16 protein-coding genes are annotated in these 20,120 nt (G+C 75.2%); 4 read left to right on the top strand and 12 right to left on the bottom strand.

What is annotated here, in order from left to right:
- Window positions 1-28 precede the first annotated feature (28 nt).
- The 11 genes from AC1VL8_RS01255 to AC1VL8_RS01205 form a co-directional block, all read right to left on the bottom strand.
- Window positions 29-1,243, bottom strand: a complete 1,215-nt coding sequence (locus AC1VL8_RS01255; protein ID WP_483073809.1) for a glycosyltransferase family 4 protein — start codon at window positions 1,241-1,243, stop codon at window positions 29-31.
- Complete coding sequence (locus AC1VL8_RS01250) at window positions 1,240-2,127, bottom strand: glycosyltransferase family 2 protein (protein ID WP_389231236.1); 888 nt, start codon at window positions 2,125-2,127, stop codon at window positions 1,240-1,242. The genes AC1VL8_RS01255 and AC1VL8_RS01250 overlap by 4 nt, the downstream gene beginning before the upstream one ends.
- A 32-nt stretch (window positions 2,128-2,159) precedes the next feature.
- Window positions 2,160-5,462 carry a discoidin domain-containing protein gene (locus tag AC1VL8_RS01245; RefSeq protein ID WP_483073808.1) on the bottom strand — a complete coding sequence of 1,101 codons (3,303 nt, stop codon included), beginning with the start codon at window positions 5,460-5,462 and terminating at the stop codon, window positions 2,160-2,162.
- A 1-nt stretch (window position 5,463) separates the two neighbouring features.
- Window positions 5,464-6,285, bottom strand: a complete 822-nt coding sequence (locus AC1VL8_RS01240; RefSeq protein WP_483073807.1) for an ABC transporter permease — start codon at window positions 6,283-6,285, stop codon at window positions 5,464-5,466.
- Between the two features lie 3 nt (window positions 6,286-6,288).
- On the bottom strand, window positions 6,289-7,497 hold the full coding sequence (locus AC1VL8_RS01235) for an ABC transporter ATP-binding protein (RefSeq protein ID WP_389231227.1): 1,209 nt from the start codon (window positions 7,495-7,497) through the stop codon (window positions 6,289-6,291).
- Complete coding sequence (locus AC1VL8_RS01230; RefSeq protein ID WP_483073806.1) at window positions 7,494-8,564, bottom strand: glycosyltransferase family 4 protein; 1,071 nt, start codon at window positions 8,562-8,564, stop codon at window positions 7,494-7,496. Before AC1VL8_RS01230 ends, AC1VL8_RS01235 begins: the two co-directional genes overlap by 4 nt.
- Window positions 8,557-9,717 carry a glycosyltransferase WbsX family protein gene (locus tag AC1VL8_RS01225; RefSeq protein ID WP_483073805.1) on the bottom strand — a complete coding sequence of 387 codons (1,161 nt, stop codon included), beginning with the start codon at window positions 9,715-9,717 and terminating at the stop codon, window positions 8,557-8,559. Before AC1VL8_RS01225 ends, AC1VL8_RS01230 begins: the two co-directional genes overlap by 8 nt.
- 217 nt (window positions 9,718-9,934) lie before the next feature.
- Window positions 9,935-11,218: an NAD(P)H-dependent oxidoreductase gene (locus tag AC1VL8_RS01220; RefSeq protein ID WP_389231218.1), complete on the bottom strand. Its 1,284-nt coding sequence runs from the start codon at window positions 11,216-11,218 to the stop codon at window positions 9,935-9,937.
- Window positions 11,215-11,781 (bottom strand): dTDP-4-dehydrorhamnose 3,5-epimerase, encoded by a 567-nt coding sequence (gene rfbC, locus AC1VL8_RS01215; protein WP_483073804.1) that lies wholly within the window; start codon window positions 11,779-11,781, stop codon window positions 11,215-11,217. Before rfbC ends, AC1VL8_RS01220 begins: the two co-directional genes overlap by 4 nt.
- Window positions 11,778-12,806: an NAD-dependent epimerase/dehydratase family protein gene (locus tag AC1VL8_RS01210; RefSeq protein ID WP_389231212.1), complete on the bottom strand. Its 1,029-nt coding sequence runs from the start codon at window positions 12,804-12,806 to the stop codon at window positions 11,778-11,780. Before AC1VL8_RS01210 ends, rfbC begins: the two co-directional genes overlap by 4 nt.
- 4 nt (window positions 12,807-12,810) lie before the next feature.
- A complete protein-coding gene (locus AC1VL8_RS01205) occupies window positions 12,811-13,545 on the bottom strand; it encodes a sugar phosphate nucleotidyltransferase (protein ID WP_483073803.1) in 735 nt (244 codons plus the stop codon).
- Between the two features lie 390 nt (window positions 13,546-13,935).
- On the opposite strand from AC1VL8_RS01205, the gene AC1VL8_RS01200 reads away from it, so the two are divergent.
- Window positions 13,936-14,799, top strand: a complete 864-nt coding sequence (locus tag AC1VL8_RS01200; RefSeq protein ID WP_483073802.1) for a polysaccharide deacetylase family protein — start codon at window positions 13,936-13,938, stop codon at window positions 14,797-14,799.
- A 25-nt stretch (window positions 14,800-14,824) separates the two neighbouring features.
- Complete coding sequence (locus AC1VL8_RS01195; RefSeq protein ID WP_483073801.1) at window positions 14,825-16,084, top strand: glycosyltransferase family 2 protein; 1,260 nt, start codon at window positions 14,825-14,827, stop codon at window positions 16,082-16,084.
- A gap of 486 nt (window positions 16,085-16,570) precedes the next feature.
- Here the strand turns inward: AC1VL8_RS01195 and lhgO are convergent, their stop codons facing one another.
- On the bottom strand, window positions 16,571-17,791 hold the full coding sequence (lhgO, locus tag AC1VL8_RS01190; protein ID WP_483073800.1) for an L-2-hydroxyglutarate oxidase: 1,221 nt from the start codon (window positions 17,789-17,791) through the stop codon (window positions 16,571-16,573).
- Window positions 17,792-17,933: 142 nt separating this feature from the next.
- On the opposite strand from lhgO, the gene AC1VL8_RS01185 reads away from it, so the two are divergent.
- Window positions 17,934-18,809, top strand: coding sequence for a glycosyltransferase (locus tag AC1VL8_RS01185; RefSeq protein WP_483073799.1), 876 nt, complete (start codon window positions 17,934-17,936; stop codon window positions 18,807-18,809).
- Window positions 18,806-19,990 carry a glycosyltransferase family protein gene (locus AC1VL8_RS01180; protein WP_483073798.1) on the top strand — a complete coding sequence of 395 codons (1,185 nt, stop codon included), beginning with the start codon at window positions 18,806-18,808 and terminating at the stop codon, window positions 19,988-19,990. The genes AC1VL8_RS01185 and AC1VL8_RS01180 overlap by 4 nt, the downstream gene beginning before the upstream one ends.
- The last annotated feature ends 130 nt before the right edge of the window (window positions 19,991-20,120 follow it).

Genomic DNA, 20,120 nt, shown 5'->3' with positions numbered 1-20,120 from the left:
CACAATTCGGACATCTGGGGCAAAAGGTTCACCCGACCGGCCCGGGTGAAACGCCCGCGACCTCGGTGAGCACCGCGTCCAGGCGGCTGCGCGACCAGGCCCAGTCGTGGTCCTGCGCCCAGCGGCGGCACCCGCGCCCGACCGTCCGGCGCAGCGTCTCGTCGTCGGCGAGGGCCTCCAGCGCGGCGGCGAGGTCGGCCGGGTCGTCGGGACGCACGCGCACGCCGGCGTCGCCCATCACCTCGGGGATGCCGCCGATCGCCGAGGCGACCACCGGCACGCCGCTGGCCATCCCCTCCATCACGGTCAGCGCGAACGGCTCGGCCCACCGGGACGGCACGACCACGACGTCGGCCTGCCGGTAGACCTCGGCGACCTCGGCCCGCGGCCGGAACGGCACCAGCCGCGCCCGGTCGCCGAGGGCGGCGGCCTTCGCGGCGACCTCGCGCTCGTACGGGGACGGCGTGGCACCCGCGTCGAAGTTCTGCGACCCGACCAGCGTCACCTCGACGTCGTCCCGGCCGAGCAGCGCCAGGGCGTCGAGCAGCACGTCGGCGCCCTTGTCCCGGATCATCCGGCCGACGAACGTCACCCGCAGCCGCTCGCCGCGCGCGGGGTCGGCGCGCGGGGCGAACCGGGTGGTGTCGACGCCGTTCGGGACGACGCGCAGCCGGTCGCGCAGCGTCGCCGGCAGGTGGTCGGCGGTCTGCTCGGCGAGCGCGCCGCTGACGCACACCACCGCCGCGACGCCACCGAGCACGCGGTCGGCCTCGCGGGTGGAGTAGGTGCGCAGCAGCAGGTTGTGGGCGTACAGCACCGCCGCGTGCCGCTCGTGCACCAGCGGCACCAGCTGCGGGGCGTTGTGCGCGAGCACGACCCCGGCGGGCCAGGCGTCCTGGTCGGCGACCGTCGGCCGCAGCTCGCGGCGGACGCCGGGGCGGGGGAGCCCGAGCCGGCCGGCCAGCGCGTCCAGGTACCGGTCGGTGGGCCGCGCGGCGGCCTGCGGGTAGCCCACGACGTCGGCGCTCGCGTACCGGTCCGGGTAGGTGCCGTCGGCGACGACCACGCGCGGCCGTGGCGTGGTCCCGGCGGGCAGCACCGCGCACAGGCCGTCGACGACGGTCGGGATGGCCGAGCCGGTGCGCGGGGAGAAGTGGTCCCCGGGCGTCAGGACGTGCACCTCGGGGACGCGCGCCGCCCCGGGCCCGGCGGAGGGGGGCACCGTCGCCTCCGGCAGGCTCATCGCCGCTGGCTCCGCGGCTGCAGGCCGAGGGCGGCCCAGACGTCGGCGGCGGGCCCGCGCCAGCGGGGCAGGGTCCACGCGGCCGGGATCGTCGCCAGCGCGCGCGCCGTCTCGGCGGGATCGAGGCCGGAGGACAGCACGCCGCGGACCAGCTCGACGCTGACCTTGGTGTGCGGGAACGCGAACCGGACCGACGCCGACGGCGCGTGCCACTGGATCTGCGCCTGGCCCTGCGCGGAGAACTGCTCGGCGTGCCGGCGCTGCAGGAACAGCTGCTCCGGGACCAGCTGGAACGGCCCGCGGCAGGCGAGCTCGGTGAGGATGACCAGGTCGTTGCCGACGGTCGGCCGGATGCCCCGGGTGCTGCGCAGCGCCTCGGTGCGGTGCAGCCCGTAGAACAGGTGCGCCGCCTGGGCCCGCAGGAAGTGCGCCATCCGCTCGTGCGGGGTGGGCTCGTCGCACGCGAGGTCGGCGTCGTTCAGGTCCTCGACGACCACGCCGCCCGCGTCGATGATCTGGGTCCGCGGGTAGACCAGCACGGTGGCGGGGTCGGAGTCGGCGAACACCTCCAGGCAGCGGCGGACGAACGCCGGGCGGCGGATGTCGTCGGCCGCGGCCCAGGTGAAGTAGGGCGTCGTCGCGAGGTCGAGCACGTGGTTGAAGTTCCACCGGCCGCCGCGGTTCTCCTCGTGCCGCACGTAGCGGATCCGGGGGTCCTCGGCGGCGGCCGCCCGGCAGATCTCCTCGGTGGCGTCGGTCGAGCCGTTGTCGGAGATGACGATCTCGACGTCGGGCTCGTCCTGCTCGCGCACGGAGTCGAGGGCGGCGGGCAGGTACTTCTCCCCGTTGTAGACGGGCATGCCCAGCGTGGCGCGGGGGGTCATCGTGCGGTCCCTTCCGGGCGGGGGTGCGGGGGTCACCCGGCGGCGGGCCCGTAGGCCGCGAGCCGGGTCAGGGACAGGGGCCAGGTGGGCTCCGGGCGGACCGGCTCCCAGGCGGGGAACAGCCCGCCGTTCTGGCCGGAGTAGACGAGGTCGGGGACGGTCACGCCGCGGCTGGTGGTACTGGGCACCTGGATCCGGACCGCGGTCGCGGTGACCGGCTCGAACTCCACCGAGGACGTGCGCTCGAGGAACAGGCCGTCGCGGCTGCCGACCTCCTGCCACGCGCCGTCGGCGCCCTGGACGCTCACCGTGTAGGCGCGGACGCCCGCGGTGCAGCACCGGATGCCGGCGCTCTCGACGACCACGCGGTCGATCGGGGTGGGCGCCGCGAGCGCGACCTCGACCCAGGGCGTCACGTCGGGTCCGTCCTCGGTCCGCGCGCCGGCCCGCCACGGGTCGGCGCCCGCGCCGTCGCCCGCGACGAGGGCCGCCGGGTCGGTGCCCTCGGTGGACGAGCTCGCGGTGACCGTGCCGCCCTCGAGCAGGTTGGCGCCGGTGGGCCGGACGGCGGCGACGGCGAGCCCGGCAGTGGCGGGCGCGGTCAGGTACACGGGCGCGCCGGTGACGGGCAGCTCGGCGGGCTGCCCGGCGGTCACGTCGAGGGTCCGGGTGCCGCCGTACAGGTCCGTGACCGTGACGGTGGTGTCCTGCGTGGCCGTCACGGCGGCGCGGGTGACCTCGTCCTGCGTCCAGACGGCGAGCAGGGCGTCGTCCGCCACCGCGCCGCCGATCCCGCTGGACCGGGTGCCGCCGGTCGACGGGCCGAACGCGAGCGCGTGCAGGGCGGTGTCCCCGGTGTCGACCGCGGTCGGCGCGGGTCGGCCCTCGAGCAGGCCGGAGCTCGTCGCCATCGCCAGGGCGCCGGGCTTCACGAACGACCCGACCTGGACCAGGGACCAGGTGAACCCGCCCTCGCCCCAGCCGCCCTCGCTGAAGAAGTACATCCACTCGTCGACCCCGAGCTCGCGCATCCGCAGCGCGCTCCGGGCGACGTCGTAGGCCTGGCCCCACTCGTTGGCCGGGCCGTCCGACCACCAGCCGGACTCGGTGTCCCAGACGGCGGGCCGGTCGGCGCCGCAGGCGTCCAGCACGGCGTCGAGCGCGGTGATCTGCCCGATCGGGCCGCCGGCGCCCTCCTCGTCCCAGGACCGGTTGAACCCGGAGTACGGGTGGATCCCGACGACGTCCATCGAGGCGCAGCCGCCCGCGTCCACGAGCTGCTGGTACCAGGGGACGACGACGTTGAGCGCGTTGCCGCCGATCACCCGGGCCTGCGGGTCGACCGCGCGCACCGCCGCGGCGAACGGGGCGAGCACGCGGGTCGCGTAGTCGCCGCCGTCGCCGAAGCCGGTGTTGTTGGGCTCGTTCCACGGCGCCCACAGGTGCAGGTCCGGGGCGCCGGTGCGCAGCGCGGTCGCGATGGCCTGCACCCAGGCGCCCCAGGTGCCGGCGTCGACCGCCTCGTGCTCGGCCTCGCCGCCCTGGCCGACCTGGACGTAGAGCTGCACGCCGGTCCGCGCGGCGAGCGTCGCGGCGGCCGCGACGTCCGCGAACGGGTCGCCGTCCTCGGCCCCCGGCAGCGCGCCGAGGTCCAGCGCGCCGACCGCCGGGGTGGCGGTGACGTCCGGGACGAGGCGCGAGAAGTCGAGCTGCACCCGGTGGGTGCTGACGCCGAGCTGCCCGGCGAGCTGCACGCCGCGCAGCGGCCCGGCACCGCCCCAGTCCGCACCGTCCGCGAGCGCGGCGGGGTCGTACGTGGCACCCTCGGCGCCGACCGCGTAGCGCAGGCAGGTCGCGGTGCGGACCTCGCCCGTCGCCTTCTCGACCAGCTCGGCGTGCACCTCGTACGGGCCGGGGCGCGCGGCGGGCAGCGTCAGCGGCACCTCGCCGCCGGCCGCGGGGATCGCGACGGTGCCCGACGTGGCCTCGACCGGCGGGTCCAGCCACGGGTCGCCCGCGACCTCGTAGCGCAGCTCGTAGGCGTCGCCGACGGCGCCGAACCACGGCTCGAACTCGGCGCGCACCGCCGGGGTGCTCCCCGGGGCGACGTAGCCGTCGACGGCGTCGGTCGCGAGGCCCGCGCCGTAGCCGAGCCGGTCCAGCGTCGAGGCGTGGTTGACGTCCCAGGTGACGGGGGCGTCGAGCAGCAGGTCCAGGTCGGCGTCGCGCACCCGGGACAGCTGCAGGCCCTCGGCCCCGTCGCGGGGCGAGACGAAGTACACCGCGTCGCCGTGGCGGACGAACGGCGTCAGGTCCGCGAACCGGAACGTCGACCCCTGGCCCTCGCCGGACAGGGCCATCCGGCGCCAGACGCCGTCGGGACCGACCTCGACCAGGCGCCAGGTGGGCCCGGCGAGCAGCAGTCCGCCGTCCGCGGCCGTCGCCACGCCGGTCGGGTGGTCGAGCGTCGAGGCGCCGCCGTTCGCGGAGCCGCCGGACAGCGGGCCCTCGACCCGCAGGCCCGGGGTGCCGTCGGCGGCGTGCTGCACGACGGAGATGGTGGAGGACTGCTCGTCGGCGTCGCTCATCACCACGAGCGTGCCGTCGTCCTGCGGGTAGAACCGCGGGTAGACGCCCCAGTCGAGCTCCGGGCCGTCGCCGTCGACCACGCCGCCGGCGCGCAGCAGCGCGAGCCGGTGCGAGCCGCTGAGCACGACGGTCGCGAGGACGTCGTCGTGGCCGGCGGACCAGCCGAGCACCGCCTGCACCCGGCCGCGGTCGAGTCCCGCGAGGTCCCAGGTGGTCGACGGGTCGGCGCCGCTGGTCCACAGCCCCACGGTGCCGCCGCCGCGCGCCCCGGTCGCGGCGAGGACGCCGCCGTCGGCGGTCAGCGCGAAGCTGGTCGGGGCGAGCTCGGCGGCCGACGCCTCGACGACCACGGGGGTGCCCGCGCGGCCGTCGGCGGTCCACCGGTCGATCGTGGTGGTGGCGCCGTCCTGGCGCAGGGCGGCGACGTGCCCCTCCACGGCGGCGAGCTGGCTCGGCACCGCGGTGCCGATCGACGGCACCAGCGCGTCGACCTGCGCGACCGGGGCGTCCGCGGCGAGCGCGGAGTACCGGTCGGGGTCGGCGACGCCGCAGACGCGCGCGGCCGCCGCGCCCGCCGCGGGGACGTCGGCGACGGCGCTCGCGCCCGAGCCCGGGCGGGACGCGGCGAGCTGCCACGCGCCGACGCCGGCGGCGGCCAGCACGGCGGTCATCCCCAGGGCGATGCCGGCGCGGGCCCGGGGTCCGGGTCGCGCGCGGCGGGGCGCGGGCGTCGTCGGCGTGGTCACGTCAGATCACGTCCGCGAATCCGCGTTCCATCTTCGAGAAGATCAGGGCGCCGCCGACGAACACGACGACGCTCACCCCCGCGGTGGCGGCCATCTGCCACAGCGCGGGCTGCGCGAGGTCGAGCAGCGACCAGCGGAAGCCCTCGAGGATCCAGGTCAGCGGGTTGATGTCGAACAGCCAGCGCACGTTGCTGCCCACCTCGGACAGCGAGTAGGCCAGCGGGGACGCGTAGAGCAGCGTCTGCATCGCGAACGGCACGATGTAGGCGACGTCGCGGAACTTCACCATCAGCGCCGAGCAGGCCATGCCGATCCCCGACGCGAGCAGGACGACCGCGAGCAGCCACAGCGGGAGGGTGAGCACCGCGACGCCCGGGGTGATCCCGTAGACGACCAGCAGCACCACCATCAGCGCCGACGCCACGAGGAAGTCGACCAGCACCGACAGCACGGAGGACAGCGGCACCAGCAGCCGGGGGAAGAACACCTTCGACACCAGCGCCTGGTTGTTCACCAGCGACGGGGCCGCGCGGCTGACGATCCCGTTGAACAGCGTCCACGCGAGCATCCCGGCGAACGAGAACACGAAGTACGGGACCCCGTCGCTGCCGAGGTTCGCGATCTCCCCGAACACCACGGAGAAGATGCCGGCGCTCAGCAGGGGCTGCAGGATCACCCAGATCACGCCGAGGGCGGTCTGCCGGTAGCGCAGCTTGAGGTCGCGGATGCCGAACCGGGTGAAGACCTCGCGGGCCTCCCACATCTCGCGCCACGCGGGCAGCGGCAGGCGGCCGGGCGGGTTGATGACAGTCGTGCGCGCCACGGGTCAGCGCCTCTCGTAGTCGAAGTCGGCGAGGACGAGGCCCGCGTCGAGGCCCTCGTCGGAGACGGCCTGCGGGTAGGGCAGCACCGGGTGGATCTCGAACCGGCCCGCACCCTCGAAGGAGTCCAGGACGCCCGAGGAGCAGACGAACAGGTCCACGGTGTACTCGCCGGGCTTGAGCCACGGCTCCTTGATCGTCAGGGCGATCTTCTGCTCCTGCGACGGGTCGAGCCACAGGCCGGTCACCCGGGAGTCGAGCTGCAGGATCGTGGTCCCGCGGGCGTCGTTGATGTGGCACGAGACGAAGTACTTGCCGATGTACTCCTGGTTCGCGGACACCAGGAACTCGATCGTCTTGGGCTCGGTGGTCTTGTACAGCGGGCTGGACACGGTGGCGGACGTGATCCGCACCTCGCCCGTGCCCGGGCGGCGCTCGATGTCCGTCTGGCTGATCGACACCCGGTCCCGGCTGGTCTGGTAGAGCTCGATCGCGTCGTCGACGGAGCCGTGCATCACGAGCTTGCCGTGCTCCAGGAAGATCGCCGAGGTGCACAGCGACTTCACGGTCTGCACCTGGTGGGACACGTAGAGCACGGTCCGGCCCTCGGAGGCGACGTTGCGCATCAGGTTGAGGCACTTCGCCTGGAACTCCGCGTCGCCGACCGCGAGCACCTCGTCGACCGCGAGGATCTCGGTCTCCAGGTGCCCGGCGACCGCGAACGCCAGCCGGACGTACATGCCCGAGGAGTAGCGCTTCACCGGGGTGTCGAGGAACTTCTCCACGCCGGAGAAGTCCACGATCTCGTCGAACCGCTTCTTGATCTCGCTCTTGCGCATGCCGAGCAGCGTCCCGTTGAGGAACACGTTCTCGCGGCCCGTCAGCTCGGGGTGGAACCCGGTGCCGACCTCGAGCAGGGAGCCCACCCGGCCGACCAGCTCGATCCGGCCCCGGGTGGGGGCGGCCACGCGGGTGAGCAGCTTGAGCAGCGTGGACTTCCCGGCGCCGTTGCGGCCCAGGATGCCGACGGCCTCGCCGCGGGGGATCTCGAAGCTCACGTCGTCGAGGGCGCGGAACTCCTCGAACTGCGGGCGCTGCAGCGGGTGGCGCACGCGCTGCAGGACCGCCTCGGCCGCGGTCGACGGGGCGTCGTCCGTGGTGGCGATCTTGTAGGACTTGCCGACCCCGGAGGCCCGGATGGCGACGTCGGTCATGTGTGGTCTCCGTGCAGCTGGGCGGGGCGGGCGGGCTCGCGGTACAGGCGCTCGTAGGCGTCGGCGACCGCGGTGAGCGAGAAGGAGCGGGACCGCTCCAGGCCGGCGGCGGACAGGGCCGCCCGGCGGGGTGCGTCGCGCAGCAGGTCCGCGAGGGCGGTCCCGAGCGCGTCGAGCTCGGCGAGGACGGCGACCCGGCCCTCGTCGCTGACGTAGCGCGCCCCGACGTTCGGGGTCGCGACCACGGGCAGGCCGGACGCCATCGCCTCCGCGTACGGGATGCCGAAGCCCTCGTACGACGACGGCAGGCAGAACACCCAGGCGCGGCGGTAGGCGTCGGCGAGGTCCTCGTCGGACAGCCGGCCGAGCACCCGGATCCCGGGGCCCGGGTCGACCGGGGCGTCGCGGGTGACCATCCACAGCTCGGCGTCCGGGACGTGCGGGCGCACGTCGCGCAGGAACGCTGCTGCGAGGTCCGCCCCGCGCTTGCGCCCGTGCCAGGTGCCGACGAACAGGATCACCGGGTGGTCGGCACGGCCGGCCTCGTCGCCCGGGGTGAACCGGGTGGTGTCGACGCCGTTCGGGATGACGTCGTGCGAGCGCGGCACCCAGCGGCGGGTCTGCGGCGAGACGACGACCACGCGGTCCGCGACGACGGACGCCAGCACCTCGGTGAAGCCGAGCAGCAGCATCCGCAGCTTCTCCTTGACGCCGCGGATGTGCCGGGCCTCCTCGAAGCAGGAGCCGTGCACGGTCCGCAGCTGCAGGGGCGCGCGGCGGCGCCACAGCCAGTAGTCGTCGCCGTGCGCGTGCACGACGTCGTAGCCGCTGTAGTCCTGGCGGCGCAGGGCGCTCGCGAACCGGAACGTGCGCAGCGCGCCCGACATCGCGATGTGCCGGTGGCCGTAGGCCGCGCCGGCGACGGGCGGGCAGTCGCTGAACATGTCGACGTGGTGGCCTCGGCGGCTGAGCTCGGTCGCGAGCTCGTGCGCCTGGAAGCCCACGCCGATCTTGCTGCCCGACGGCAGGTAGTACGACAGCATCGCGATCCGGAGGGCGTCAGCCATGCGCGACCCCGTTCGACGGGGCCAGGTCCTGCGCGGGCGTGAGCACCCGCGCCGGCTCGGTGCGCAGCGTGCTCGACGCGGTCAGCCCGGCGTGCAGCGCGCGCAGCCACCCGTGGCCGTGCTCGAGGTCGGGCTCGAGGTAGTTGCCCTCGGCCCACTCGTTCCACGACTTGACCCACAGCAGCCGCTCCTGGGCGGGGCGGTCCTGCAGGGTGTCGACGGCCTGGCGGACGTGCCGGCCGAAGATCTCGGGGGACGAGCCGGTGATCGTGAGCCCGCGCGCGCCGGACCGGGGCGTGTTGTCCCAGCTCGGGTAGACGCAGGGCTGCAGGTGCTCGGAGATGCCGGCCGGCGCGGGCTGGAAGTCCGCGGCGTGCGGGTAGATCTCCGGGCGGCCGAGCTTGCGGCCGACCCGCATCCGCAGCACGTCGGCGCGGGTCTGCCGGGCGGGGATCCGCATGTAGACGCCGGCGTCGAACCCGGCGGCGTCCACGTCGGTGTACTTCGGGCCGCGGCCGAGCAGGTCGGACACCTCGGCCACCAGGTACAGGCCCGGCAGGCCGGCCGCGCGGGCCATGCCCTGCCAGCGGTCGACGAACGCGGCGGCGTCGGGGAGGTCCTCGGGCCGGAACACGTAGAACACCGGCCGGTCGTCGACCCGGAGGTAGCGTTCGTCGCGGAACGCGGGCAGCAGCGAGTCGAAGTGCGCCTGCTCGTCCTCGGGTCCGGGGTAGGTCTGCTCCATCAGGACGCGGTCGCTGGCGCCGTGCCAGATGCCGCTCCAGGTCTGGTTCGCCCACGCGAGGCAGAACTTCACGGACGGGGCTCCGGTCGCGAGCACCTCGGTGAACGGGCGCTCGAGGATCCGCCGGCCGCCGCCGAACCAGTAGTGCCAGTACACGAACGCCTCGACGCCGTAGCGCTGGGCGAGGTCGCTCTGCGCCTCGCGGGCCTCGGGCATCCGCAGGTCGTAGAACCCGAGGTCGGCGGGGATGTGCGGCTGGACGTGCCCGCGGAACAGCGGCCGGGCCTTCGCGGTGTTCGTCCACTCGGTGAAGCCGGGGCCCCACCACGCGTCGTTCTCCGGCACCGGGTGGAACTGGGGCAGGTAGAACGACACGGCGCGGGCGCGCAGGTCGGTCGGTGCGGTCATCGGCGGTAGCCCTTCGTGCTGCGCGGGTGGCGGTGGCCGGTGCGCTCTGCTGGAGTCTATGAGTGGATATGTCCGGTTTGTCCGCCGGTGCCGGGTGAACCGGTCGGCATCCGGGTGATGCGGCGCGGTCGGCCGGCGAGCGCCCCGGGACGCGGCGAGTGCGCCCTCGCGAGCGGGCGCAGTCGCCGCCGCGGGGGCGCACCCGGCGCCGGTGCCCTCAGACGAGGGCGGCCTGGGACTCGCGGAGCGTGTCGACGAGGCGGCCCTCCGGGAGGGTGACGTCGTCGTACGTCAGCGTCGCGTCCTTCGGGACGTCGCGGACCAGGGTGCAGCCCTGCGCCACGCCGACCGGCAGCAGGCGCTCGGCCCGGGTGACCGGGGCCTTCTCCGCCTGGCCGTAGTAGTGGTAGCCGCCGAGCGCGTCGAGCACGGTGCCCGCGGCCAGGTCGGTCTTGGCCGTGGTGACGACCTCGACCGTGGGCGCGCCGAGCGGCCGGATCGTCGCGTCGCCGAGCAGGAACGCCCGGGCGATCGTCGTCGGCACCTCGAAGTGGCACAGGTGGTACGGCTGGTAGAACGAGTAGAGCGGCCCGGTGCCGAGCTTGTAGAGCTCGAGGTAGTGCCGCTGCTTCGGGTCGTCGTGCGTCGCCAGGACGTACACGCCCGGACCCGGCCGGGCGCCGACCACGTAGTCCACGGCGCCGCCCAGGGCCCGCAGCTCGTCCACGTCGTACCGCGACGTGAGCTCGTCGACGTGCCCGTCGTGGTCCATGCCGAGCATGCCGCGGCGGTGCACCGACATGCCGGTGGCGTTCGCGACCAGCGCCTGCTCGACCGACACCTTCGTGCCGTCCGCGAACGACGTCACCATGTGCGGGTCCTGGCCCCACCGCTCCGCGAACGCCTTCTGGGTCGTCGGGGTGCGGTACTCGTCCTGCAGGCCCTTGATGTTGCCCGCGACCAGGGGCGTGAGCCCGAGGCCGGACACGAACCGGTGCAGGTTCATCTGCACGCCCGGCTGGTCGCCGTCGCAGCCGGTGTAGACGACGCCGGCCTTGTCGGCGAGGCGGGCCAGCTCCGGGCCGACGGTCGCGTCGACCTCGGCGTTCATCAGCACCAGGTGCTTGCCGTGCTCGAAGCAGGCCAGCGCGACGTGCGCCCCGAGCTCGACCGCGCCGGTGACGTCCACGACCACGTCGACCGCGTCGGACGCGACGGCCACGCGGTAGTCCGCGGTCACCGCCGGGGTGCCGGCCGCCGCGGCCCGGGCGAGCGCCGCGGGGGAGTCCACCTCGACCACGCCGGTGAGCCCGGCCTCGGTGTACGCGCGGACGCCCTGCTCGGGGTGCCGGGCCGCGATCGCGACCACGTCCATGCCGGGCACGGAGTTGACGATCTGGTTCACCAGGCCGCGGCCCATGAACCCGGCGCCGACCAGGGCGACCCGGATCGGCTTCCCGTCGGCCTGGCGCGCCTTGAGCAGCGAGTCGACGACGATCATCGGGCCACCTCGGCGTCGGCGTCGGCCTCGGCGTCGGCCTGGACCAGCGGCCAGGCGGCGTCCTTGTCGGAGACGACGGTGACCGGGACCGGCCACGTGATGCCGAACGCGGCGTCGTCGTACCGGAAGCCCTGCTCGCCCTCCGGGGCGTACGGGCCGCTGACCTGGTAGACCACCTCGGCGCCGTCGGTGAGCGTCTGGTAGCCGTGCGCCACGTACGGCGGGATGAACAGGGCCCGCCGGTTCGCGGCCGACAGCTCGACCATCACGTGCTCGCCGTAGGTGGGGGAGTCCGGGCGGACGTCCACGGCCACGTCGACGACCGCGCCCGCCGTGCAGCGCACCAGCTTGCCCTCGGCGTACGGCGGCACCTGGCGGTGCAGGCCCCGCAGCGTGCCGGCGACGTGGTTGTACGACAGGTTGCACTGCACGACGGCGGTGTCCAGGCCGTGGGCCTCGAACTCCGTGGTGTCGAACGTCCGCGCGAAGAACCCGCGGTCGTCGCCGCGCTCCTCGAGGTCGACGATCATCACGCCGTCGACGGCGGTCGGGGTGTACTTCACGGGTTCACCGTCCAGAACAGCTCGGGGTCGACCTGGCCGGTCTTGAGCAGGTGCTCGATCTGCGCCAGGCGGGTGTGGCCGCGACCGGTGAAGGTCTCGGTGTCGAGGGCGATCTGCTCGAACACCCGGTGCAGCTGGGCCGCGCCGGCAGCGGCGTCCCAGTCGGTGTCGAAGCCGGGCAGGACCTCGCGGATCTTCGCGAACGACACCCGGTAGGACCGGTTGTCCGCGCCGGGCTCGCCGAACGACACCTCGCAGCCGGGGAACTCCGCCCCGACGGTCTCGGCGATCTGGCGGACCGTGTAGTTGTTCGCGTCCGCGCCGACGTTCAGCACCTGGTTGTGCACGGCCTCGCGGTCCGCGTCGAGCACCGCCCGGATCGCCTTGGCGATGTCCAGGCCGTGCACCAGCGGGCGCCACGGCGTGCCGTCGGAGGTCATCGCGATGCGGTGCGTGGTCCACGCCAGGCCGGCGAGGTTGTTCAGCACGATGTCGAACCGCTGGCGCGGGGACGCGCCGAACGCGGTGGCGTTGCGCAGGAACGTCGGGGAGAACTCGTCGTCCGCGAGCGCGGTGACGTCCCGCTCGACCAGGGCCTTGCACTTGGCGTAAGCGGTCTGGGGGTCCGTCGGGCTGGTCTCGTCGACCGTGCCGTCCGCCACCCCGTAGACCGAGCAGGACGACATGTAGACGAACCGGCTGACGCCCGCGCGCTTGGCCGCCGAGGCCAGGGCCACCGAGCCGTGGTGGTTGATGTCGTAGGTGACGTCGCCGATCCGGTCCCCGATGGGGTCGTTGGACAGCTCGGCCATGTGGACCACCGCGTCGTACCCGGCGAGGTCGTCCGGCGTGACGTGCCGGATGTCCTTGACGAGCGTGTGCGGGGTCTCGCGGACGCCGTTGTAGAGCCAGCCGTTCTTGTAGAAGCCGGTGTCGAGGCCGGTGACCTCGTCGCCGCGGCTCAGCAGCGTCGGTGCGAGCAGGCTGCCGAGGTAGCCCTCGGTGCCGGTGACCAGGATGCGCACGTGCTCAGTCCTCCCAGATCTTCCACGGGGCGCGCCCTGCGTCCCACAGTCCGTTCAGCTCCGTCCAGTCACGGAACGTGTCCATGCCCATCCAGAAGCCCTCGTGCTCGAACACCGAGAGCTGGCGGTCCCGCGCGAGCTGCTGCAGCGGCGCGCTCTCGAGCATCACGCCCGGGTCGTCGTCCAGGTACTTGTCGACGAACGCCCGCTCGAAGACGAAGAACCCGCCGTTGACCCAGCCGTCCGCCAGCGTCGGCTTCTCGTTGAACTCGACGACGGTGTCGCCCTCGACCCGCATCTCGCCGTACCGGCTGGACGGGTGCACGCCGGTGAGCGTGCCGAGCAGGCCCTGCTCGACGTGGTGGCGCAGGGCGCCGGTGATGTCCACGTCGCCGATGCCGTCGCCGTACGTCAGCGCGAACCGGTCGGCGTCGAGGTGGTCGGCGACCCGGCGGATGCGCGCGGCGGTCGCCGTGGTCAGCCCGGTCTCGACGAAGGTGATCTCCCAGTCCTCGGCGCCGGCGGCGTTGTGGAACACCGGCTCGCCCTCGGGGCCCTGCGCACCGAGCCGGAGCGTGAAGTCCGAGGTCAGGTGGCGGTAGTCCAGGAAGTACTGCTTGATGAGGTCGCTCTTGTAGCCCAGCGCCAGCACGAACTTGCGGAACCCGTGCTCGCTGTAGGTCTTCATGATGTGCCAGAGGATCGGGCGGCCGCCGATGTCCACGAGCGGCTTCGGCAAGCTTCTCGCTGGCCTCGCGGAGACGCGTCCCCATGCCGCCGCACAGGATCACCACCGGGATGTCGGCGGGCGACAGGTCGCCTGCGGTCATGGCTCCTCCTCGAAGAGGGGTACGGGGGTTGTCGGTCGCTTCCCGCGACCTGCCCCGAGGCTAGTCCGGGCAAATCGCCCCAGACAGGTACAGACGGGTGAAAACCGGACATTCCGCCCAGATGCGCGGCGAGAGCACGCGGCTGCCGCCCGTCCGGGGCGGCTGGGTCCCCCGGACGGGTGCATGGGAGCGGCCGGCGACCTGCCTATCGGTCAATCGGGTGAAAACCGGCAAAACGGACACTCGGTGCCCTCGGGCACGGGCACACTGCTGTCCGGCGGGCGCTCGTGGGTGCCCGCGTGAGTCACGAGGGGGAGCGGATGTCCGCCCAGCACGAGCAGGCACGGCCCGCGGCGACCGTCCGCACCACCCGCGCACCCCGCGAGGTGCACGTCCTGCGGCGCGACCTCGGCGACTTCGGCTCCCCGGCGCCACGACCCGTGCGGCACCGCGCCGTGATGCGCGTCGCCGGCCCGCTGCTGCGCCGGTACTCCTGCACCATGTGCGTCGAGACCGCCGACCCCGTGCTCGCGCTCACCTACGACGACGGCCCCGACCCCGCGCACACGCCCGGCCTGCTCGACCTGCTGGCCGACCGCGGCGTCCGGGCGACGTTCTTCGTGCTCGCGGACGCCGCCGTCGCGCACCCCGGCCTGGTGCGGCGGATCGTCGCCGACGGCCACGAGCTCGCCCTGCACGGCGCCGACCACACCCGGCTCAGCACCCTGCCCGACGCGACCGCCGTGGCCGTCGTCGCCGACGCCCGCGCGCGCGTCGAGGACGTGGCCGGCGTCCCGGTCACGCTGTTCCGCCCGCCCTACGGCGTGCACACCCCCGGCACCCTGCGCGCGTGGACCGCCGGCGGGCTCGACGTCGTCATCTGGTCCGGCTGGGCCGAGGACTGGTACGACGACACCGCCGAGGCCGTCACCGCCCGCGCCCGCCGGTCCGTGCACCCCGGCGGGATCCTGCTGCTGCACGACACGCGCGCCGACCCCGAGGCCCTCGGCCCCGGGGAGGAGATGCCGCACTTCGACCGCGCCGCCGTGTCGGCCGGTCTCATCGACCCCCTCACCGCCGAGGGCTGGACGTTCGACACCGTGGGCGGACTGCTCGCCCGGTACCCGCGCGTGCGGACCGTGATCCGGGAGCTGATGTCATGAGCGCAGCCGCACCAGGAGCCCTGCCGTGAGCGCCCTGCGGGACGGGGGCGCGCACCCCGGGCCCGACGTGGAGCTCACGGTCGTCATCGCCGCCTACCAGGCCCAGGGCACGCTCGGCGACCAGCTCGACGCGCTCGCGCGGCAGACCGCGACCTTCCGCTGGGAGGTCGTCGTCGCCGACAACGGGTCCACCGACGGCACCGTCGACGTCGCCCGCACCTACGCCGACCGCCTGCGGCTGCGCGTCGTCGACGCCTCCGCCACCCGGGGCGCCGGGGCGGCGCGCAACGTCGGCGTGTCCGTCGCGCGCGCGCCGCTGGTCGCGTTCTGCGACGCCGACGACGTCGTCGCGGACGACTGGGTCGCCACCGTCCGCGACGCCCTGCGCACCCACGCGTTCGTCGCCGGCCGGTTCGAGGGCGCGCGGCTCAACGCCCCGCGCGTGCTGCGGTCCCGCACGCTGCCGCAGCAGGACGGGCTCCAGGAGTCCGGCCACCTGCCCGGCCTGCGCGCCGCCGGCGCCGGGAACATGGGCCTGCACGTCGAGGTGTTCCGCGCGGTCGGCGGGTTCGACCCGCACTGCCGGTACCTCGAGGACACCGACCTGTGCTGGCGCGTCCAGCTCTCCGGCGTCCCGCTGACCTGGGTGCCCGGGGCGGTCGTGCACGTCCGGCTGCGCGGGAGCCTGCGGTCCGCTGCCCGGCAGGGCTACGACTACGGCACCGGCGAGCGGTGGCTCGCGCTGCGGTACCGCGAGCAGGAGGTCCGGCTGCGCGCGCTCGCCGCCGCGGCGACCGGCGACGGCACCGGCGGTCTCGCTGGGCCCGGCGACGTGGGCGCCCGGCGCGCGGAGCAGGCGGGCCGGGCCGATCTGGCCGCCGACGAGGCGCGCGAGGACGCGGAGACGCTGTCCCGGGGTGCCCAGGCCGGTGCCGCGATGAGCGGGGCGGCCCGCAGCGTCACCGACGCCGCCGCCGTGACCGCCGGCGCGCTGTCCGCGGGGGCGCTAGCGGGCGGCGGCCTTGAGGGCGTCGCGCTCGCCGGCGCCGCCCTGGCCGGTGCGGGCATCGCGGCGACCCGCCCCGAGGCGCGCCCGGGTGCCCGCCGCGCGCTGCGCCGCGCCGCCACCACCCTCGGCGGCCTGGCCCGGGTCCGCAGCGTCGGCGAGCTCGGCGCCTGGTGTTGGGACCTCGGCTGGGGCACGGGCTACGCCTTCGGCCGCGTCGAGGTCCCCCCGCCGGTCACGGTCGCCCCGACCCCGACCCCCGCCGCCGCCCGCACCTGACCCGCCCCGTCGCCGAGATGACAGCACGCGCGTCTGCCCCGGCCCCTCCGCCCAGGCGAGGGTCGTCATCTCGGCGAGAGGTCACGACACGCGGGTGCGGGGTGCCGCGGGCCAGCGTGCCGTGACCTCTCGTGGGTCCGTCCGGGCTCGCGCCGCCGCCCGGCGCCGCCCCGTCGCCGAGATGACAGCGCGCGCGTCTGCCCCTGGCCCTCCGCGCAGGCGAGGGTCGTCATCTCGGCGAGAGGTCACGACACGCGGGCGCGGGGTGCCGCGGGGCAGCGTGTCGTGACCTCTCGTGGGTCCGTCCGGGCTCGCGCCGCCGCCCGGCGCCGCCCCGTCGCCGAGATGACAGCGCGCGCGTGTGCCCCTGGCCCTCCGCGCAGGCGAGGGTCGTCATCTCGGCGAGAGGTCACGACACGCGGGTGCGGGGTGCCGCGGGCCAGCGTGTCGTGACCGCTCGTGCGGGGGCGGGAGGCGCGCCCGGGGTCAGGCGGCGGTGCGGGTCGGGAGGGTGGCGTCCAGGCGCTCGACGATGTGCCGGGCGATCTCGAGCGACGCGGTCGCCGCGGGGGACGGGGCGTTGAGCACGTGGACCTGCCGGGCGGTGGTCTGCAGCAGGAAGTCGTCGACCAGGCCGCCGTCGCGGCGCAGCGCCTGGGCGCGGACGCCGGCGGGTGCGGGGACCAGGTCGCCGGCGGTGATCCCGGGCACCAGGCGCGCGAGGCTGCGGGCGAACGCCTGCTTGGACAGCGACCGGCCGACCTCCGCGGCGCCGGGCACGAGGTTGCGCGCGGCGAGCCGCCACAGGCCGGGCCAGGCCAGGGAGTCCGCGAGGTCGGTCAGCGACACGTCGGTCCAGGTGTAGCCCTCGCGGGCCAGGGCGAGGACCGCGTTCGGGCCGGCGTGCACGTGGCCCTCGATGCCGCGGGTGAGGTGCACCCCGAGGAACGGGAACCGCGGGTCGGGCACGGGGTAGATCAGCCCGCGGACCTGCTCGCCGGCCTCGGGGGTGAGCTCGAAGTACTCGCCGCGGAACGGCACGATCCGGGCCTCGGGGTCGAGGCCGCTGGCCCGGGCGATCCGGTCGGCGTGCAGGCCGCCGCAGACGACCAGCGCGTCGGCCTCGCGGTCGGCGCGGTCGGTGCGGATCTCCACGCGGCCGGGGGCGCCGGGCGCGTCGGGGACCGTGCGCGCGGCGACGACCTGCTCGCCGAGCACGATCCGGCCGCCGGCGGCCTCGACGTCCGCGGCGAGCGCGCGGCAGATCGCGGAGTAGTCGACGATCCCGGTGGACTCGACGCGCAGGGCGGCGACGGCGCGGACGTGCGGCTCGTGCTCGCGGGCCTGCTCGGTGGTGAGGCGGTGCGCGGGGACGCCGTTGGCGACGGCGCGCTCGGCGAGCTTCGCCAGCCCGGGCAGCTCGGCCTCGGTGGTGGCGACCACGAGCTTGCCGCAGATGTCGTAGGGCACGCCGCGGTCGCGGGCGTAGGCGGCCATCGATCGCGCGCCGGCGGCGGCCATCGTCGCCTTGAGGCTGCCGGGCGGGTAGTACAGGCCGGAGTGGATGACGCCGGAGTTGCGGCCGGTCTGGTGCAGGGCGAGGCCGTCCTCCTTCTCCAGGACGGTGACCTCGTCGCCGCGGGCGGCCAGCCGGGCGGCGACCGCGAGTCCCACGATGCCCGATCCGACGACGACGACGTGGCTCATCCCTGCTCCTCCCCGCTGGGCCCCGACGGGGTCCCTGATGCGCCGAGGCTAGCGGTCCGATCTGCCCGCTATGTCCTACTTCACCCCAATTCACCCTTCGGGCGGTGCTGCAACCCCCGAACGCCTGTCTACGCTCGTCGGCATGACCCCCCCGACCACTGTGAGTGCCGTCGTGTACTCGCGCGACGAGGCCGACCTGCTGCGCGACTGCCTCCCGCTGCTGGCCGACTTCGACGAGGTCCTGGTCTGCGACATGGGGTCCTCCGACGACACCGTGGCGGTCGCCCACGCGCACGGCGCCCGCGTGGTGCCGGTGCCGGACGCCCCGGTCGTCGAGCAGGTCCGCCAGCTCGGGCTCGACGCCGCGACGTCGGACTGGGTGCTGTTCGTGGACGCCGACGAGCACGTGCCCGCCGGCTACCGCGCCGCGCTGGCGCCGGTGCTCGACGGCGCGGACGACCTCGCCGGCGTCCGGGTCCGCTACGACAACGTCGCGTTCGGCCGGATGCTCGCGCACTCGCTCCAGGGCAGCGCGAAGTACGCCCTGCTGCGCCGCGGCCGCGCCCGGTACGCCGAGCCCGCGCTCGCCCACGTGCCGCCGGTGCTCGACGGCCGCGCGGTCGACGCGCCCGGGTCGGTGCCCCCGATCGCGCACCTGAACTTCCGGTCGGTGGCGCAGACGACCGAGAAGATCGTCCGGTACGCCGACAACAACCCCGCGCGGTTCACCCGTCTGGACGACCCGGTGCTGCTGCTGCGCGAGCTGCTGCGCAGCACCGTGTTCAGCGGTGCGTGGCGGGACGGCCGCGCCGGGTTCGCCGTCGCCGCCCTGCACACCTTCGGCCACCTCTACGGCTCGCTGCTGGAGGCGGAGCGCGCCGGGACGCTCGACCGCCCGCTGCCGCGCCGCACCACCGGGCTGCTCGCGGCGGCCGAGGGCGCCCAGCGCGCGGTCGTGGGGGCCCGCGACGCCGTACGCGGCACCGCCCGGCGCGCGACCGCCCGGCGCGGACGATGACCGCCCCCGCGGTCGCGCCCGTCGACCGGCTGCTGCACGTCACCCGGCTCCCGCCCAGCCCCAGCGGCGTCGCCGCGTACGCCCAGACCTTCCGCGCGGTGCTCGACGAGATCGGCGACGTGCGGGTCGAGCGGCTGCCCGCGGAGCCGGCGGCCTCGCAGTCCGCGGCGCTCGCGGTGTCGCTGACCCGCCGCCTCGCGCGCCGGACCGCGCGCCGTGACCCGGGCACGGTCGTGCTCGTCGAGCAGGCGGGCCGGGGGCTCGCGGAGTTCTGGGCGGCGTGGGCGCTGGCCCGCCGCGGCCGCCGCGTCTGGCTGATGGTGCACGACGTGCCCGAGCTGTCCGGCGGCGCCTTCTTCACGACGCGCCTGGACCGCAAGGGCGGCCGCCGGGTCGCGGCCGCGCTGTCGGCGACCCTGGGCCGCCTCGCCGAGCGGGACCTGCTGCGCCGCGCCGAGCGGGTGCTCTGCCTGTCCCCGGCGGGCGCCCGCGCGCTCGAGGCCGCGCACCGGCTCGACCGGACCGTCCTCGACGTCCCGCACGTCGCCGCCGCGGGCGACGGACCGCAGCAGGGCCGCACCGAGGTCCTGGTCCCCGGCTACGTCGGCGCCGCGGCGGACGTCCTGCCGCTCGTCCGTGCCGCGGCCGACCTGCCGCCGGGGTGGACGCTCGCCGTCGGCGCCTGCGCGCCGGGCACCGAGCGCGAGCTGCGGGACGCGGCGGTGGCCCTCGGCACCGAGCACCGGGTCCGGCTGCTGGGCTTCCAGTCCGAGGCGGACGTGCGCCAGTCGTTCGCGCGCGCTGCGGTGGTCGTGCGGTGGCGCCGCGACGGCTGGGGCGGCGGCGGCGCGTACGCGGTCAGCGGGCCGCTGGTCGCCGCGATGGGCCAGGGGTGCGCGGTCGTCACGAACGACTCCCGCGGCGCCGTGCACCTGTTCGGCCCCGGCGGTGTGCTGGTCGTCGGCGACGGGCCCGACGGCGAGCACGACCTGGTCTCCGCGGTCGCCGCGCTCACCGCCGACCCCGTCGACCGGCTGCGCCGCGGCGAGGCCGGTCGTGCGCTGGTCCGCCGGGAGCACGCGCCCCGGGCGATCGCCGAGCGCCTCCTGGGTGCGTCGGCACCCGAGCAGCACGACCCGACGCCCGCGCACGCGGGTTCGGCACGCGGGAAGGACGACTGACGTGGGACGACGCGGAGAAGCTGCTCTTCAACCGGGCGCTGACGCACGTGCCGAGCAACAGCCTGCGGATCCGGACGCTGCGGCGCCTGGGCGCGGACCTCGGGGAGCACGTCTACCTGTTCGGCAGCTC

The sequence above is a fragment of the Cellulomonas sp. KU4C genome (assembly GCF_056868065.1).
The sequence above is the reverse complement of the archived record's forward strand: the minus strand, read 5'-3'. Positions and strand labels throughout refer to the sequence as shown.

Excerpts from the sequence above, each read along its gene's own strand:
- AC1VL8_RS01220 (WP_389231218.1), bottom strand. The coding sequence starts at position 11,218 with ATGATCGTCGTCGACTCGCTGCTCAAGGCGCGCCAGGCCGACGGGAAG.
- AC1VL8_RS01235 (WP_389231227.1), bottom strand. The coding sequence starts at position 7,497 with ATGACCGACGTCGCCATCCGGGCCTCCGGGGTCGGCAAGTCCTACAAG.
- AC1VL8_RS01255 (WP_483073809.1), bottom strand. The coding sequence starts at position 1,243 with ATGAGCCTGCCGGAGGCGACGGTGCCCCCCTCCGCCGGGCCCGGGGCG.
- AC1VL8_RS01180 (WP_483073798.1), top strand. The coding sequence starts at position 18,806 with ATGACCGCCCCCGCGGTCGCGCCCGTCGACCGGCTGCTGCACGTCACC.
- lhgO (WP_483073800.1), bottom strand. The coding sequence starts at position 17,791 with ATGAGCCACGTCGTCGTCGTCGGATCGGGCATCGTGGGACTCGCGGTC.
- AC1VL8_RS01225 (WP_483073805.1), bottom strand. The coding sequence starts at position 9,717 with ATGACCGCACCGACCGACCTGCGCGCCCGCGCCGTGTCGTTCTACCTG.
- AC1VL8_RS01250 (WP_389231236.1), bottom strand. The coding sequence starts at position 2,127 with ATGACCCCCCGCGCCACGCTGGGCATGCCCGTCTACAACGGGGAGAAG.
- AC1VL8_RS01230 (WP_483073806.1), bottom strand. The coding sequence starts at position 8,564 with ATGGCTGACGCCCTCCGGATCGCGATGCTGTCGTACTACCTGCCGTCG.
- AC1VL8_RS01185 (WP_483073799.1), top strand. The coding sequence starts at position 17,934 with ATGACCCCCCCGACCACTGTGAGTGCCGTCGTGTACTCGCGCGACGAG.